Genomic DNA, 14532 nt, shown 5'->3' on the forward strand with positions numbered 1-14532 from the left:
AGGTTCCAGAGTTTACTGGAGCCTTTGAGCTATAGTAGAAAATATTATATATATGGTTTTTTGCGTGGAAAAAAGTCTAGATTATGAAGTAGGACAAAAAGTAAAAAGTTGGAGGTTAGAGCGAGGTTATACTCAGAAGGGTTTAGCTGAGAAAATTGGTGTAAAGTACTGGGTAATACTGCAATATGAGAAAGGGAACCGTAAAATTCCAATTAAGAAGTTATATGCTATAGCAGAAGCATTATCAGTAAATGTTAAAGGTCTAGTTTGTGGAGAGACGCTACCAAATGAAAAAAGATATTTTGAAGATAAAGAAATATTAAATTTAGTAAAGGGGTATAAGGATAAAGAATTAAGCGAGGTATTTTATTTATTAACCAAATTTATTCGTTTGAGTGAGGAAAGAAGCAGAAAAGCGGTAAAAATGGAAGTAGCAAGGGGTTTGATGAAAGTAGGAGTTTCTGCTCATGTTATCTCTCGAACAACTAACTTATCTATTGGTGAGTATGAGGAGAACAAAATTCCGGTTCCATACAAAGTAGGGCAAAGGATAAAAGAGTGGAGATTGATACGAGGATATACACAAAAAGATTTAGCGAATAAAGTTGGCATAACAAATCAAGGAATATACGAATATGAACAAGGGAGAGCTGCTGTCTCACTTGAAATGTTAGATGAAATAGCAAAGGTATTATCAATCAGTATCATAGATCTACTTCCCGAATCAGATGAGGATAGTGAAGCGGAAGAAAAGCTATCAAAGTTGATAGAAGAATACAAAAAGATTGAGAGTCGGGAATTACGCGATATGCTAATCAAGTCTTTATTTGAAGGTATACATGTTTATAGAGAAAAGGTCAGAGAGGAAAAGAAGATTGAAGTTGCAAGGAATTTAGTGAAAGAAGGAATTTCTGTTGATATTATCTTGCAAACGACAGGCTTATCAAATTATATGATTGAGAAATTTTTGTGATTTCATAAAAACTTAGCCAATAGTGGATTTTTTTGTGATAGAATATATGTTTGCTTCTGTAGGAAAAACAGCTTTTAGAGGATTTATCTATGATAATTCAGAGCATATTGGCTCAGTAAGCTACGAGCTGGGGAAAAAAATAGAAGGTTGTAGGATAGTACAAGGGTATACTCAGGCAAAATTAGCAAGCAAAATTGGTTTAACACATAAGGAAATACATAACTTTGAACTAGGGTGCAAGGCTATTACAATCAAAGAATCGTATATAATAGCAGGAGCATTGTCAGTTAATGTTATAGATCTACTTCCAGGACCAACAGTACTAAGAGAAAACAGTTGGTATGAAGATGAGGATAAAGAAATAGTCTATCTAACAAAAATACATAGAGAAATTAAGGATCAGGAATTACGCAAGAAGCTGTATCCATTAGTAAGGTTTGTATATATTAGCGAGAAAATTAGCCAAGAAGAAGCGAAAATAGAAGTAGCAAAGAATCTAGTGAAAGAAGGAGTTTCAGTTGATATTATTTCCCAAGTGACTCGCTTATCTACTTACGAATATGATGATATAGAGAAAGAAATTTGTACTGATTCTATACTCTACAAAGTGGGGAAAAGGATAAAAGAGCAGAGATTAATACGGGAATACACTCAGGAGGACTTGGCAAATAAAATCGGTTCAACACCTAAAGAAATACACGACTATGAACGAGGATATACAGACATTCCAATTGAAATATTATATAAGATAGCAAAGACATTATCAGTTAACATTAAAGCTCTTGGACTAACAGAATATGAAAATGAGCCAGTTTTTGGGTTTATAGGTAAATGCGAAAAAATTGAGGATCAAGAATTACTGGATACGGTAGCTAGATCTTTATCTGAAGGAATGCAAACTGGTAAAGAAAAGGTTAAAAAAGCAGAGAAAATCAAGATTGCAAAAGATCTAGTTAAGGAAGGTGTTGCTATTGATATTATTGTGCGAGCAAGTGGCCTAACTGCTGATGAGTTGGGTGAGTGTGAAAATTGAATGTGTTTAAGATATAAGTAAAGTTAGTTAATGATTTAACCAGCAGAATTTGCTAACCAACTTTTTTGGCTCAGTTGAATTTTGCTTGGTATAAATTGTATTAGATAGAACTTGATCTGACACTTTAAAAAAGTAAGTTATAAAATAATGAAAATAAGGAGTGTTAGAAATGAGTACAATACAGACAAAAATATTAAAACCAAAGCTAGGATTATTAGAACTAGCAAAGCAACTAGGAAATGTGTCTCAAGCATGCAAAGTGATGGGATACTCAAGAGATACATTTTATCGCTTTAAGGAGTTATATGAAAATGGAGGAGAGGAAGCATTACATGAAATAAGTAAGAAAAAATCGCTATTAGCGAACAGAGTTTCCGACGATGTAGAAAGAGCAGTGATTAGTATAGCAACAGAATTTCCAGCATATGGACAAGAAAGAGCTGCAAATGAACTGAGAAAAAGAGGTATAATAATTTCTCAGGGAGGAGTAAGGTCTGTATGGCTCAGAAATGACCTTGAAACTCTCAAAAAGAGACTTAAAGCACTAGAGACAAAAGTAGCTCAAGACGGAATTGTTTTAACTGAAGAACAACTTGCAGCTTTAGAAAAAGTGAAAGAACAAAGGGAAGCTCATGGTGAAATTGAGACGCAACATCCAGGTTATTTGGGTTCTCAAGATACCTATTATGTGGGTAATATCAAAGGTATAGGGCGAATTTATCAGCAAACTTTTGTTGATACTTATTCTAGAGTTGCAATGGTTAAACTTTACACGGACAGAACAGCTATTACAGCTGCAGATCTTCTCAACGATAGAGTCATTCCATTTTTTGATGAGCAGAAAATTCCATTATTACGCATTTTAACTGATAGGGGTACGGAGTATTGTGGCAAGCCCGAAAATCACGCTTATCAGCTTTATTTGGGAATAGAAAACATTGATCATTCTAGAACTAAAGCCAACTCTCCACAGACTAATGGCATATGTGAAAGGTTTCATAGAACTATGCAAGATGAGTGTTACAATATCATCTTTAGAAAGAAAATCTACAGTTCTTTAGAAGATCTACAGATCGATGTTGATTATTGGTTGCGTTCTTACAACGAAACAAGACCTCTCTCGGGTAAATATTGCTATGGTAAAACACCTGTACAAACTTTTCTTGATAGCAAACATATTGCTTTTCAGAAAAATATTAGTAGCATTAAACAAGAGACTGATATTAGTTTTAACTACCTCAATTATCCTGTCAGTTAAGTCTTGTCTGTCAGGTCAAGTCTTGTCTTTTACATATAAATTAAGATATGAAATCGCAAAGTTTATCTATTAATTTCTGGTTGTCCTCTATCATTGCATTTGCCTCTTGCTGAAGAGATTTGATATTTTTGAGTGTAATATTGTCCATCTCAGTCGATGCTACTTTCAATTGCGATTGTATTCTTATATATTTATCGTCTATTACTTGTTCTAGTTGATAATCAACGCAATCCAATCCAGAGGCAAACATCACATTCAGTAGTGGCTTGATCCACCCTATTTTGCCAAATTTCCTTGAGTTAGCATACTTTATACTTCTATCTGTTCCACCAGTGCCTATTGATAGCAGTATAATCTCATCATTTGGAAATAACCTCTTACCACTTGCATATGCACAAGCCGCTGGATTATTTGCAAACACTCCACCATCTATCAATACTCTCTCTGTTTGGCTAATTTTCAGACGTTTTGGTGTGAAGTACGTTGGAGCAGCTGTTGTAGCTCTGAGTGCATCTTTCAACTTAATGTTTTTTTCTTTCCAACTTTTGAAGAAAAATTCACAACTATTGTGAATGTCATAACTGGTGAGTAGTAGATTACTCGCAACATCGGCCATAGTACTTTCACCAAAGTATTTGTTGAGAATAAATTCCATATTTCTATATGAGTACTGAGAACCACTCAGCCAAGAAGCAATTGATTTTCTCCAAAATGATGATTGAAAGATATATGTTCCATACTCTTGGTAAAGTTCAACCAAATCATTGGCAGAGTATTGAAGTTTATTGCTTTTACAAAGTCCAGCAACAATAATCCCACCGGTTGAGGTTCCTGCCATTAAATCAAAAATCTGGGAAATTGGCTTTTTTGTCCTAGATTCAATTTCTGCTAGAATAATGGCAGGTATTATCCCTCTAATGCCACCTCCATCTACAGATAAAATGTACTTTGTCACTGTAAAATTTATTTGTGTTTGTGAATAGCTTCAAGTTCGTTGACTTCTTCAGTGAGGTTTTTCACTCTCTCTTCAAGTCGATAGACTATTTCGATTAGTTCTTGGTTTTTTTCTACAAATTTATCATGGATATGTACACGTAGGTCGAGTTTTGCCAACCACCAGATTAACCCTACAGTCTGTACAACTATTGTTATTATTACCGCTATTGGGATTTTTTGCTTTTTCATGTGAAAATATTAACTTGTTATGGATAGTTTTGGAAATTTATATGCAGATTATAGAAAACTTACAGCTTTAGTGATTACTTTTTGTTGATTCGTATCGGTCCTCTGCTTCTGCAAGTAGCTTAATGATTTCATCATAAGGTTTGTCCTTATTATGCCGTGATCTTAATACAGCAATTTTCCTTGGTGTTTTTCCATCTGTATCTCTAATGGTAGGGTCTGAACCTTTGTCTAATAAAAATCTAATTATCTCCAATTTGCCTTCATATGTAGCTGCATGTAAAGGTGTCCATCTTTCATATTTCGTAGCATTTATATCAACTCCTTTTTCTACTAGGAATTTTACAACCTCTGCACATCCCTCTTCTGCAGCATAATGTAGTGCTGTTAATTTAGGGATCTGCACATTAATATCTAATAGATTTTCTACTAAGAATTTTACAGTCTCTAAGTTACAATTTTGAGAAGCAATGCGTAATATCGTTTTATAATTATCTGCAGCCTTTGCCTTCATGTAGGAATAGGTAGCAATAATACATACTATTACTGTTATAAGCCACCAAAAATGCAGCTTGTTTTTTGTATCTTGACCCAATTTATCCATATTCAACATCTTTTTAATATTAAATAGATCATTTACTCATTTTTTATTAACATTACTTACTCAAAGATGCTGACAACATAGTAAGGTAACCTGAGCTATTTAAAGTATGCTCCGCTCTATTAACTATCCATTCACCATCTACCGCTTGGTTAAAGTCTATAAGATTAAGTTTAGCTTCTGCAAAAATTTGAGGATTACCAGGCATAGTTATATCTAAAGCTTCATTGTTACGCTTCAATTGTTTCAACTTGGCATTTGCTGCACTCAGCGCTGACTCTGCATTAGAGTAAAGTTCCAGCATAATATAACTTGGCTCGCTACTACCAACTGTTTCTTTAATAGTTTCGCCCTTTTCATAGCTATGCCACTTTGCCACTACTGAATTATACTTATCACGTACGGTAAAATGTACTTTCCAGTTAATTGTATCTTGAGGTCTAATAGTCGTTGTTCCTAAAGCTTTTCCTGTGGCTGATTTTGCCATATTCTTTGAAATAAACAATATATACCCACCAGCTAATTTTGCCATTGCTTCACGCTCTGTTGCGATCTTTGTTAACAGACTTATATCACTTTCATCTGCCTGATTAATATGGGGTATCAATACATTCTTAAATTCCTTAGCGACTTTGTATCCATATCCATGTTTTTGGGCTATTTCTTTTACTAAGTTTTCTATGGTAATTTGGCGCCATTCTTTTGATACTTTTGCCTTCAAAGATATTCTTAAATTTGTTGCATGAGCTTTGATTAGTAGAGTCTTAGGTGGACCCTGTATAGTCACTTCGTTGACTGTATATATACCCATTGGAAAGATTCCAAATTCCTTATAACCTAGTGCTATGTTCAATTCATTCGGAATATCTATGTCTTCATCCCTGTAATTAACACACACTTCAACTACATCATCTATTATTCCTGATTCATCTGTAAGGTGCAATGATATAACTCTATCTTTAATTGATTCACATTTATCTATTATAAAATCTGGCTGCATTTATTCCCAGACCTTTAATTTTGACTTTTGTACTATTTTCTTAATAGTAGGAAGCTTTATCTTTAATCCTGCAGGCAAAAAGCTTCCGTATTCTGCCAAACCTAAGTTCTCTGCTAGTACTAATTCCACTACTCCATCAGTAAATCCGTAATGTTTCCAGCAAATCAGATCTAACATCTCATTTTCTTTACTCACATAGTATACAGTCATCTATAGCTTTTTAAACTCAAACTAAATTCAACTTTTCTTGGTAGTCCATTAGGTAAAAAATACATCTGCTTTTCTTCTAACCTAGTAATTACGAATTGTCCTAAAATATTACCTAAACTATCTACTAAAATATGTGGTTTTTCAGCTTCTTTCACACTCTTTAATTGATTTAGCCCGTTGAGATTATGCAGATAAATCATTCCTTCTAAATCTATATTTTCTACACCTTGACCGATATTTTGTAATAGTGGCATATTTTCAATACACTCAATCGTGCTCCAACGATTTTCTTTGCTATACTTTAAACTTGTGGGAGCAAACTTATACGGACCAAGAGATACCGTCTTGTTAGTCAACATAAAAATTTCCTAAATTGCATCATAAAACCAAAAAAAATACTTCCAATTCACAATCTGTGTAGCAGTACACAGATTATAGTTAGTGTATATGTTGATAAGTAAATTTCTGCTGTTGTGTATATGTAAAATCAATTTACTTATCAACATACACACTAACCAGCAACATTAAATAAATTTGTGTAAGATACTATTTCACATAAGATGTGATGGAGCACTTTTTGACTTTAAACTTCAGCTAATCTTCTAGCCTTATAATTCTTGATATGATCTGGATCAAAAGCCTTCCTTGAACTTAAAACACCAAAAACTATATGGAGTAACTTGCGCATTGCAGCTCCTACAATGGCCATGTTATGCTTGCCTTTCTCTTTTAACCTCTTACAAAAAGTCATAATAATAGGATTATGCTTTTTAGATACTATAGCAGGAAAATACATTGCCTTACGTAATGTTTGTGAACCTGATTTACTTAATCTGGGCTTGGCATATACAGATGAACCTGATGTTATATTCCGTGGTATAGTTCCAGCATATGATGCCAATTGCCTGGCATTTATAAAAACTTTTATATCAGAAATTTCAGCTAAAATAGCTACTGCTGATTCCTTTCCTATGCCTGGAACAGTTAATAGTAGCTGAAAATCTTCCAACAATTCTTTGTGTTGTTTTAATAGTTCATGTATGGAGTTTTTTATTGTTTCTATTGATTGCTCTATGTTCACTGAAAGATTTTCCCAAACATTTACAACTTTTTCAGGCAGTCTCTCTTTCTTTTCTAAATGATTATTTACTAATGTTAATTCATTTTTTAACGCAGCTGAACAACGATAAAGATGTTTTAATTTTTTCTTTTCAGAAGAAGGTGGTGTCCAACGTGTAGGTTCCTGTCTTTGACAATAATCTGCTATAATCTCTGCATCGCTCTGATCATTCTTTTGTCGCACAAGCTTACTCCTTGCATAAGATTTTATGCAATAAGGATTTACTACACTAACAAAATATCCAGCATTGTGTAGAAATTCAGCCAAAGCTTCACTATAACAACCTGTAGCTTCCATACAGATTGTTACTTGCTCCACATTATGTTTTTGTAAAAAATCAAGTAGACCTTGAAACCCAGAATCATCGTTTTTAAAATTCCTTTTCTTAGTTTCGCGTTTCCCTTTTTTACTTATGAAAGAAAGAAAAACATCAAAGCGATCTTTTGATATGTCTATACCTAAAAAGTTGTTGATCATTTATAACTCCATACGTTACCATTTAAAATGAAAAGTAAGGCTAACCTTGTGCATACAGAATTAGAACCATTTAGGTCTTTCTAAGATACCGTCCAACCTCTACTTTTGAGAAGGGAACTCTTTTCTCTTGGACAGATTTTATATCTAAGATAACATCCAGAGTTCTTCCCTTCTCCACCTAATGCTTAAGCTTAAAACATTAGATGCTTTTTTCAAGATACAAGATAGCATCAATAAAATGTCTCTACCGTATCAAATAAAACATCACGTGACTTTTCTCTTATCCTTTTTATTACTTCATCTGCAAGACTACGAACATCTTGGTTAGGTTCTGCTTTAATGCTGATAGTGTAATTATTAGTGATGTTCTGAGTTTTATTTTGTTCTTTATTTTCAAACTTACTCCTTGCAAATATCTTATCGCTCTCTGTCTCCTCAATAAGGCTTTTGACTCTGAAGCTATTTTTATTTCTCTTTGAAAATTCTTTAATTATACTGTTACCTAGCACAGGATTTCCACTGTTGAGAATATTACTCTTTATGGGAGTATGGACTGCTTTTATTTCAGTTTTTCTTTTTTCAAATTCTTTCAGTGGGCTATTTTCCAATACTTTTCCAAATACACTTTCCCCTATCCATGAAAAAGCTTTTCCTATAGGTTCAATGAGTGATTTCCACAAGCTAGAGAAAAAGTCTTTCACCTTTTGCCAGTTAGCTATAACAAGAGCTGCACCAGTAACAAGTCCAGCAACTAAAAGTCCTATAGGGTTAACGAGTGTTATTGCTCTTAGTCCTGTTACTACTGCAGGAAAAACTGTAGCTGATAAAAATGAAAATACTCCAAGTAGGTTTGCTTTCAGACTAAAAATCGTACTTCCTAGCAATGTAAATCCGTATCCTAGTCCTACTGCTACAATTTTTAAACTTATCAAGGATGCTACAGTACCCATGATCGCCGTGGTTAAAGTTGGATATTTTTCTGCAAACTCTGCTATATATCTAGTTTTTTCTTGTAAAAATTCAGCTATAGATTTTAAAGTAGGCAACATCACTGAGCCCAGGTTCATACCAACTTCAGCTATTGCATTTCGAAGAAGTCGTAATTTATTAGCTGTAGTGTCTGCACGATTTTTGAATTCTTCTTGTAGAGAGCTCTTGTACTTTTCTGTATTAGCCAATAACTTTATTGCATCCTCATACTTATTAAAACTTCCAGCTAATAATGCAATATCATCTTGATATTCCTGACCGAAAAGTTTCATAAGGATTGTAGAACGTTCCTGGTTATCCATTTTCTTTAGAGTTTGAAAAAAATAGAGTAATGCTTCTTCGCCGTTTTCGCTTATTCTTTGTACTATTTCTTCTGCAGTTATTCCCATTTGCTCTAATGCTGCTTTAAAATCCCCTCCTTGTTCTTCAGCAGTCTGAAGTTTACTAAGTAGAGCATTTATAGCAGTTGCAGCTTTTTCAGGTGTTTTACCTAAGCTAATGAAAGCATTTGCTAAACTACTTGTTTTCTCGATATCCAAACCAAACTGCTTTGCAGTACCACCAACTATTGCTAGAGTTTCAACCATATCTCTTGCTTTAGCAGCAGTGTTATCTGATAAGTGGTTGATCACATTACCAACATGTTCCATTTTACTAACATCAATGCCATAAACGTTAGAGAGTTTAGCTATAGAATCACCTGCTTGCTCTGCAGACATATCAAATGCTGTAGACATTTTTGCCACTGTTTCTGTAAACATAAAAAGATCTTCTTTCTTGATACCAAGTTGACCACCACTTGCAGCTATTTGTGCCAGTTCTGCGGCTGATAATGGTATAGTGCGTGACATCTCTTTTAACTTCTTTGCAAATTTAGTTGCTTCATCCGTTCCTTTTTTAAAATCTACCACTTTTGTAACATCAGCCATAGCACTTTCAAAGTCAATCGCAACTTTAACTGGAGCTGCAAGCGTTAGCCCTAGCCCAATAGTCTCTATAATTTGTGACTTAAAATGTGCTTTGCTTGCTAAAAAACTTTGGTGACTACGTATTGCAGACCCAAGCTTACCATACTTACCTTTTAGCACTTCAATAGAAGAACCAAGTTTATATTGATCACTTACTAATGACTTAATATTTCTTCCACTTTTCCTTACTTCTTCATTAAATGAATGCAAAGCATCTCTCTTTTTCAAATATGCTTCTTTTGCTTTTGTTGCAGAAAACTTAGCTTTATCAAATTCAGCTTTTAAAGTTTTGCTCGGTTTCTCTATTGCTTTCATTTGTTTAGCTAAAGATTTTACTTGATCTTCAAAGCCCTTCCACGACCTCCTGCTAGTCAAAACATCACTACCCAACTGCTTAAATTTTGATACTGATTTTAAAGATGAGTCAAGCTTTCTTATGTTCTCACCAAGATGAGTAAGTTGACTACTACTGCCCTTTATTACAGTATTAAAACTGCCATCAAGTACTGCACCTATTTTTATCGATAATACTGACATTTGAACTCCCTAGCTAATTTGCTCCATAAAATAAATTCACTAATCTCCATATCAAGTATTTGTTCAACTCCGCCTCCTACAACAGAGCTGAACATTAATACTTCTGACCTCAAGTTCTTTGAATAACTGGTGAAAAAAAATCCTTGAGCACCTCTTGTACTTTAACATAATCAGCAATATCTAACTCCTCAATTGATTCTTTTGCCACTGATGTTAAGTTCGCTGTCAGAGTGACTTCTTTACTTAAATCACTACCATTTAGACGATCTATGGCAAGATAATCCCTAACTTTTGGACGTCTAACGGTAAATTCTGAGACAGAAATTCCATCAACTGTAATTGGGTTGTTTAGTGTTATAGTTTTCATAAAATTCTCCTAAAAAATAAAATATTTTTACACTTTTAAAGTTATTTTAATATGCTTCTCCTTAAAAAATAAAATTTCAAATAAGTTTTCATATTCCTAAAACCGTTTGCAGCAAGGCCATTTGATCAACGCCATTTATCTTTCTTATCATATTTTCAGCATCGATCTCTATCAGCTCATTGCCACCTATGGTAAGTTTATAGTAATGAGCAGCTACAGTACACTTCAGCGTTGCTTTTTCAGCAGGTTTCCAGTTACCAAAATCAAATTCTTTAAAAATGCCTCTTAAATTGATTATTACTGCTTCAATATCATTACTTCCACTACCTTGCATTCCACCACGGAGCATCAAAGCTACTGAATTTCCATTTATCAACCCAAATAGCCGAAAGAGCTCTGTATCGTATTCAGCAAAAGTGAAATCTGCTTCAAGCTTTTCCATGCCCATATCAATATTTACTGGAATATCCATACCACCAGCTCTGTATTCTTCAGTTTTTATGGTAAGCTTCGGCAAGGTTATTTCATCAATTTTCCCTGCATAACCACGACCATCAACAAATACGTTAAAATTTCTCAGTATTTTCGGTAACACTTTACTTGCTCCTAACTTATTATACTATTATTTACAAGATGAGACCTGAATATTATTTGCTCAGCCGGATATGGTGGTGTAAATTCGAAATCAAAATATACTTTCCCGCTTGCAATATTTGCCGGTGTATTGAGCTCTGGTGTTGTATAACATTTTCCGCTAATAATTGCTCCTTGTGCTTTTAAACTTGCAAGATAAGAATTCACCCCCTCAATTACATCATCTATATAAGTTTTGGTGATATTTCGATCAACTGCCCAGAGATGAGCTCGAAGTAAACTATCATTAATTAAATCTGCAGTCCTTCTCACTGACAAAAAAGCCCATTTTGAGTCATTTGAACATGTTCTATTTCCCCAAAGCCTATAGCCATTTTGATGAATTATCGTTGTTACTTCATTTTCATTTAAGTGGTTTGCTCTGCAATTTGTATTACCGAGAGTAAAATCAATAGGCCTGCTTGTTCCAACAATACCGTTTATTTCTTTATTTGAAGGTGAGTGCCAGAAGCCTTGCTCGCTGTCTATCTTAGCTATTAAACCAGCTACAAATGGACTCGATGGCAAGATTTCTTCTTTTCCTTCAATAAATAACTTAATCCATGGGTCAACCACGTAAACTCTTGAGCTGCCTACACTTTTTCTCCATTTTATTGCTTCTTCATCATTAGTATTTGGTCCATCTGCTACTATTATGCTTCTCAGCTTTTCTGCTATAGGAATTAATGCTGCAACCACTGGATTTTTGCCATCTTCTGGTAGTTGGTGAGTAAACTGAGGTGCAATTAATATTCTTGGCGCAACATGAACTATGCTTTCACTGCTGAGAAATGCCTCAATTCCCTGATATTCTCCGGTTTCCTCATCAACACCGCCAATTATATTCTTCAGCGTCTCTTTTTCTTTTAATTTTGGATCACTTTCTTCAACTCGAATAACTACTACTGTTGCACCAATTTGGGAAAATACTCCATTTACTGCTGAAAAAAGAGTCCCCTTTTTGCCAAGTTTTACCGCTTCTTTTAAGCTTCCTGCTATCAGTACTGGCTTATTCAGTGGAAATTTTTGCCCATCTGCTTCAGGTGCAGTACCAATTACACCTATCACTGATGATTTAGCTGTGCGTACTACCTTGGCCCCTGAGGTTACCTCAATAACATTTACACCATGTAAAAATTGCTCTGTCATTTTTTTTGCATTCTTTGTTTAAAATCATTGAGCAAAGCCTGTAGCTCTACTTCACTTTTAGCTTCTTCAATTTTCCTCTTCGCCATGTCTTCCAACTCCTCGCATTTCACTATCGCTTTTACTGCTTTTTTCACTTTTTCCTCGATTATCCTTGCCATTTCGATAACTGTAATACCACGGACTTTTGCTAAAGGTTCTATAATTTCTTTATCCTTTTCATCTATAGATTCTGGTGCTGCTAGAATGCTTTTTGCGGCTTTCGCTTGTATCGCATACGACTTAGACTTCTGGTGAGAATGTCCTGTGTATTGGTTAGTATAGTTATCATAATAAGCACGAAGATTAGAAAGTGCAGAAAATTTCGCATTTTGCAATAACTCCAATTCAATATCTTCTTGATTCCGCTGAGCAATTTCTCCTCCTTCTGTTAAACAATAGCTTTTTTGCCAATCAAAATCTTTTGGCGCTTCATACCAATTTTTACCTTTTGGCTTGCTTTCAAGTATTGTTGTTTCTACTTGTTTATCATTTTCAAATCTAATGTAGATAGACATTGTTTGTTACCTCCAAATCTCATGCGTGTTAGATAATCCTGGACATTGCCAAGCCCTTAGCGTTCTCTCTACATCTATCTCAAGCCCTGTAGTTAAAAAATTGCTCCGAAAGTTATAAATACTCCACCTCATAAACCAACTGTAATGGTGATAATCAGATGTGTAAAAATATGGCGATGCGTAAAATAAAATTGCTACTGTCTTATTTGCTGGCACAGTAATATTATTTGAACTACTAAATACTGCAGAATTAGTTGAGTAGTTGTAAATATTTGTCCAAGTTATTCCTGAGATTGCCGATTTATTAGTATTAACGTGACTAGGTGTTCCTACGAATAACCCTGCTCCTTCATATCCTGAACTCCAACGTGATGAACCACTAAAATGAAGCGTTCGTGTTTTATCGCTGTTTGTAGTGTTTTTTACAAATATTACTCCAAGTAGTGCATATGGGTAACTGTATTGATCTGAGCTGTGACTACGACGTAAAAATGCTTTTCTGTACAGAAATTTACCGTTACTTCCTTGTAAGAAGTACAACTGTGGTGGATGATAAAAACTAGAATACGTACAATCATAAGTATTACTACCTGCAAGGAGTTGCAGCATATAGTCGGTTTTTGCTGTATCTTTATACCACTGCCCTAATTCTGTTTTGAAATAGCCATTATCATCAGACCAACCATAGTCATTATATCGATTAAGAATGCCAAACAGAAAAGGTAATGATTCAGGTTCAACCATATTGCGCTTTCTTATCTCTTTTATAATTGATGACCCATTTGGCACATCATTAATCGAGTTAAATTTAGTTGTAAGGATTTTTAATTGGTCTTCTCTAGTTTTTATTTCTTTCATAACTGATGAACCAGTTGGTATATCGCTTATGGCTTTAAGGCTATTTAATGTGTTTCTTATGCTATTTAGATCTCCGGCATTATTGATGGTGGCAACATGTGAATCTTTTCTGCTATCAAGTAGTGATAAATTTGTAATTCCTTTTTCATCTATTTTCTTTAATGACTTTCCTTCTAATTCAGAGATTGCTGCTAATGCATTGTTTTTACTACTATCTAATTTATTTAAATGACTTGTGCTACTGTCAAGAAGTTCTTTTAATTTTATGTCAGTCATCTGTACAATATCAAGTACTGTACTTTGCCCAGCAATAGACTCTAGAGATTTTGCGAGATATGCGAGTTGATCAGGGGTAGCATTTACAGATAGATCTTTCAGTCTCTGATGCAATGCATAAACTACTTCTTTGGCGATAGTCATCTGTTATTACTCCAAAAATTCAAAAAATTCTCAAAATTCAGTCGTTCAAATGCTTTTTGAAGATCGTTATGTTTACTTTCCCTCTCACTCATATCTTCATCTATTTTTTCTACCGCTTTGCGAATACGTACCACATCTTGCACAGCAATATTCTCTGGATGTGGTAAAGGATATCCGCGCCTCGTTTCATTATTTGGCATTT

At 34.4% G+C, this 14532-nt stretch carries 17 protein-coding genes; 3 read left to right on the forward strand and 14 right to left on the reverse strand.

Annotated elements, in window-relative coordinates; all coding sequences use genetic code 11:
* Positions 1 to 52 precede the first annotated feature (52 nt).
* The 3 genes from wmk (ONG78_RS01965) (at position 53) to ONG78_RS01975 (ending at position 3264) form a co-directional block, all read left to right on the forward strand.
* The gene (gene wmk, locus ONG78_RS01965) at positions 53 to 973 is read left to right on the forward strand and encodes a WO male-killing family protein Wmk (protein ID WP_108783954.1); all 921 of its coding nucleotides are present in this window, start codon (positions 53 to 55) and stop codon (positions 971 to 973) included.
* Between the two features lie 46 nt (positions 974 to 1019).
* Positions 1020 to 2006, forward strand: a complete 987-nt coding sequence (wmk, locus tag ONG78_RS01970) for a WO male-killing family protein Wmk (RefSeq protein ID WP_006013990.1) — start codon at positions 1020 to 1022, stop codon at positions 2004 to 2006.
* A 169-nt stretch (positions 2007 to 2175) separates the two neighbouring features.
* Positions 2176 to 3264: an IS481 family transposase gene (locus tag ONG78_RS01975; RefSeq protein WP_264377560.1), complete on the forward strand. Its 1089-nt coding sequence runs from the start codon at positions 2176 to 2178 to the stop codon at positions 3262 to 3264.
* A gap of 40 nt (positions 3265 to 3304) precedes the next feature.
* Here ONG78_RS01975 and ONG78_RS01980 read toward each other — a convergent pair whose 3' ends face one another.
* The 14 genes from ONG78_RS01980 to ONG78_RS02045 all read right to left on the reverse strand — a co-directional run bounded on the left by ONG78_RS01980 (position 3305) and on the right by ONG78_RS02045 (position 14530).
* A complete protein-coding gene (locus tag ONG78_RS01980; RefSeq protein ID WP_108783955.1) occupies positions 3305 to 4219 on the reverse strand; it encodes a patatin-like phospholipase family protein in 915 nt (304 codons plus the stop codon).
* An 8-nt stretch (positions 4220 to 4227) separates the two neighbouring features.
* On the reverse strand, positions 4228 to 4449 hold the full coding sequence (locus tag ONG78_RS01985) for a hypothetical protein (RefSeq protein ID WP_108783956.1): 222 nt from the start codon (positions 4447 to 4449) through the stop codon (positions 4228 to 4230).
* A gap of 67 nt (positions 4450 to 4516) precedes the next feature.
* The gene (locus tag ONG78_RS01990) at positions 4517 to 5050 is read right to left on the reverse strand and encodes an ankyrin repeat domain-containing protein (RefSeq protein WP_155968672.1); all 534 of its coding nucleotides are present in this window, start codon (positions 5048 to 5050) and stop codon (positions 4517 to 4519) included.
* Positions 5051 to 5102: 52 nt separating this feature from the next.
* Positions 5103 to 6047, reverse strand: a complete 945-nt coding sequence (locus ONG78_RS01995; RefSeq protein ID WP_108783958.1) for a contractile injection system protein, VgrG/Pvc8 family — start codon at positions 6045 to 6047, stop codon at positions 5103 to 5105.
* Positions 6048 to 6257: a tail protein X gene (locus ONG78_RS02000; protein ID WP_006015620.1), complete on the reverse strand. Its 210-nt coding sequence runs from the start codon at positions 6255 to 6257 to the stop codon at positions 6048 to 6050.
* On the reverse strand, positions 6254 to 6616 hold the full coding sequence (locus ONG78_RS02005; RefSeq protein WP_264377561.1) for a phage tail protein: 363 nt from the start codon (positions 6614 to 6616) through the stop codon (positions 6254 to 6256). The genes ONG78_RS02000 and ONG78_RS02005 overlap by 4 nt, the downstream gene beginning before the upstream one ends.
* Positions 6617 to 6840: 224 nt before the next feature.
* Positions 6841 to 7854 carry an IS110 family RNA-guided transposase gene (locus ONG78_RS02010; RefSeq protein WP_264377562.1) on the reverse strand — a complete coding sequence of 338 codons (1014 nt, stop codon included), beginning with the start codon at positions 7852 to 7854 and terminating at the stop codon, positions 6841 to 6843.
* Positions 7855 to 8084: 230 nt separating this feature from the next.
* Positions 8085 to 10349, reverse strand: coding sequence for a phage tail tape measure protein (locus tag ONG78_RS02015; protein ID WP_108783959.1), 2265 nt, complete (start codon positions 10347 to 10349; stop codon positions 8085 to 8087).
* 109 nt (positions 10350 to 10458) lie between these two features.
* Complete coding sequence (locus ONG78_RS02020) at positions 10459 to 10716, reverse strand: phage tail assembly protein (protein WP_108783960.1); 258 nt, start codon at positions 10714 to 10716, stop codon at positions 10459 to 10461.
* A gap of 88 nt (positions 10717 to 10804) precedes the next feature.
* Positions 10805 to 11311: a phage major tail tube protein gene (locus ONG78_RS02025; RefSeq protein WP_108783961.1), complete on the reverse strand. Its 507-nt coding sequence runs from the start codon at positions 11309 to 11311 to the stop codon at positions 10805 to 10807.
* 11 nt (positions 11312 to 11322) lie between these two features.
* Positions 11323 to 12498 carry a phage tail sheath subtilisin-like domain-containing protein gene (locus tag ONG78_RS02030; RefSeq protein WP_264377563.1) on the reverse strand — a complete coding sequence of 392 codons (1176 nt, stop codon included), beginning with the start codon at positions 12496 to 12498 and terminating at the stop codon, positions 11323 to 11325.
* Complete coding sequence (locus tag ONG78_RS02035) at positions 12495 to 13052, reverse strand: hypothetical protein (protein WP_264376937.1); 558 nt, start codon at positions 13050 to 13052, stop codon at positions 12495 to 12497. The genes ONG78_RS02030 and ONG78_RS02035 overlap by 4 nt, the downstream gene beginning before the upstream one ends.
* A 6-nt stretch (positions 13053 to 13058) precedes the next feature.
* The gene (locus ONG78_RS02040; protein ID WP_264376936.1) at positions 13059 to 14330 is read right to left on the reverse strand and encodes a hypothetical protein; all 1272 of its coding nucleotides are present in this window, start codon (positions 14328 to 14330) and stop codon (positions 13059 to 13061) included.
* Positions 14327 to 14530, reverse strand: coding sequence for a hypothetical protein (locus ONG78_RS02045; protein WP_108784583.1), 204 nt, complete (start codon positions 14528 to 14530; stop codon positions 14327 to 14329). Before ONG78_RS02045 ends, ONG78_RS02040 begins: the two co-directional genes overlap by 4 nt.
* Positions 14531 to 14532: the final 2 nt, after the last annotated feature.

This window comes from Wolbachia endosymbiont (group B) of Philonthus cognatus (assembly GCF_947179345.1).
Taxonomy (GTDB): Bacteria; Pseudomonadota; Alphaproteobacteria; order Rickettsiales; family Anaplasmataceae; genus Wolbachia.

What these genes read in the sequence shown, in the direction of transcription:
- wmk (WP_108783954.1), top strand. Translation starts at nt 53, where the DNA reads ATGGTTTTTTGCGTGGAAAAAAGTCTAGATTATGAAGTAGGACAAAAA.
- wmk (WP_006013990.1), top strand. Translation starts at nt 1,020, where the DNA reads ATGTTTGCTTCTGTAGGAAAAACAGCTTTTAGAGGATTTATCTATGAT.
- ONG78_RS01975 (WP_264377560.1), top strand. Translation starts at nt 2,176, where the DNA reads ATGAGTACAATACAGACAAAAATATTAAAACCAAAGCTAGGATTATTA.
- ONG78_RS01985 (WP_108783956.1), bottom strand. Translation starts at nt 4,449, where the DNA reads ATGAAAAAGCAAAAAATCCCAATAGCGGTAATAATAACAATAGTTGTA.
- ONG78_RS01990 (WP_155968672.1), bottom strand. Translation starts at nt 5,050, where the DNA reads ATGGATAAATTGGGTCAAGATACAAAAAACAAGCTGCATTTTTGGTGG.
- ONG78_RS01995 (WP_108783958.1), bottom strand. Translation starts at nt 6,047, where the DNA reads ATGCAGCCAGATTTTATAATAGATAAATGTGAATCAATTAAAGATAGA.
- ONG78_RS02000 (WP_006015620.1), bottom strand. Translation starts at nt 6,257, where the DNA reads ATGACTGTATACTATGTGAGTAAAGAAAATGAGATGTTAGATCTGATT.
- ONG78_RS02005 (WP_264377561.1), bottom strand. Translation starts at nt 6,616, where the DNA reads ATGTTGACTAACAAGACGGTATCTCTTGGTCCGTATAAGTTTGCTCCC.
- ONG78_RS02010 (WP_264377562.1), bottom strand. Translation starts at nt 7,854, where the DNA reads ATGATCAACAACTTTTTAGGTATAGACATATCAAAAGATCGCTTTGAT.
- ONG78_RS02015 (WP_108783959.1), bottom strand. Translation starts at nt 10,349, where the DNA reads ATGTCAGTATTATCGATAAAAATAGGTGCAGTACTTGATGGCAGTTTT.
- ONG78_RS02020 (WP_108783960.1), bottom strand. Translation starts at nt 10,716, where the DNA reads ATGAAAACTATAACACTAAACAACCCAATTACAGTTGATGGAATTTCT.
- ONG78_RS02030 (WP_264377563.1), bottom strand. Translation starts at nt 12,498, where the DNA reads ATGACAGAGCAATTTTTACATGGTGTAAATGTTATTGAGGTAACCTCA.
- ONG78_RS02035 (WP_264376937.1), bottom strand. Translation starts at nt 13,052, where the DNA reads ATGTCTATCTACATTAGATTTGAAAATGATAAACAAGTAGAAACAACA.
- ONG78_RS02040 (WP_264376936.1), bottom strand. Translation starts at nt 14,330, where the DNA reads ATGACTATCGCCAAAGAAGTAGTTTATGCATTGCATCAGAGACTGAAA.
- ONG78_RS02045 (WP_108784583.1), bottom strand. Translation starts at nt 14,530, where the DNA reads ATGCCAAATAATGAAACGAGGCGCGGATATCCTTTACCACATCCAGAG.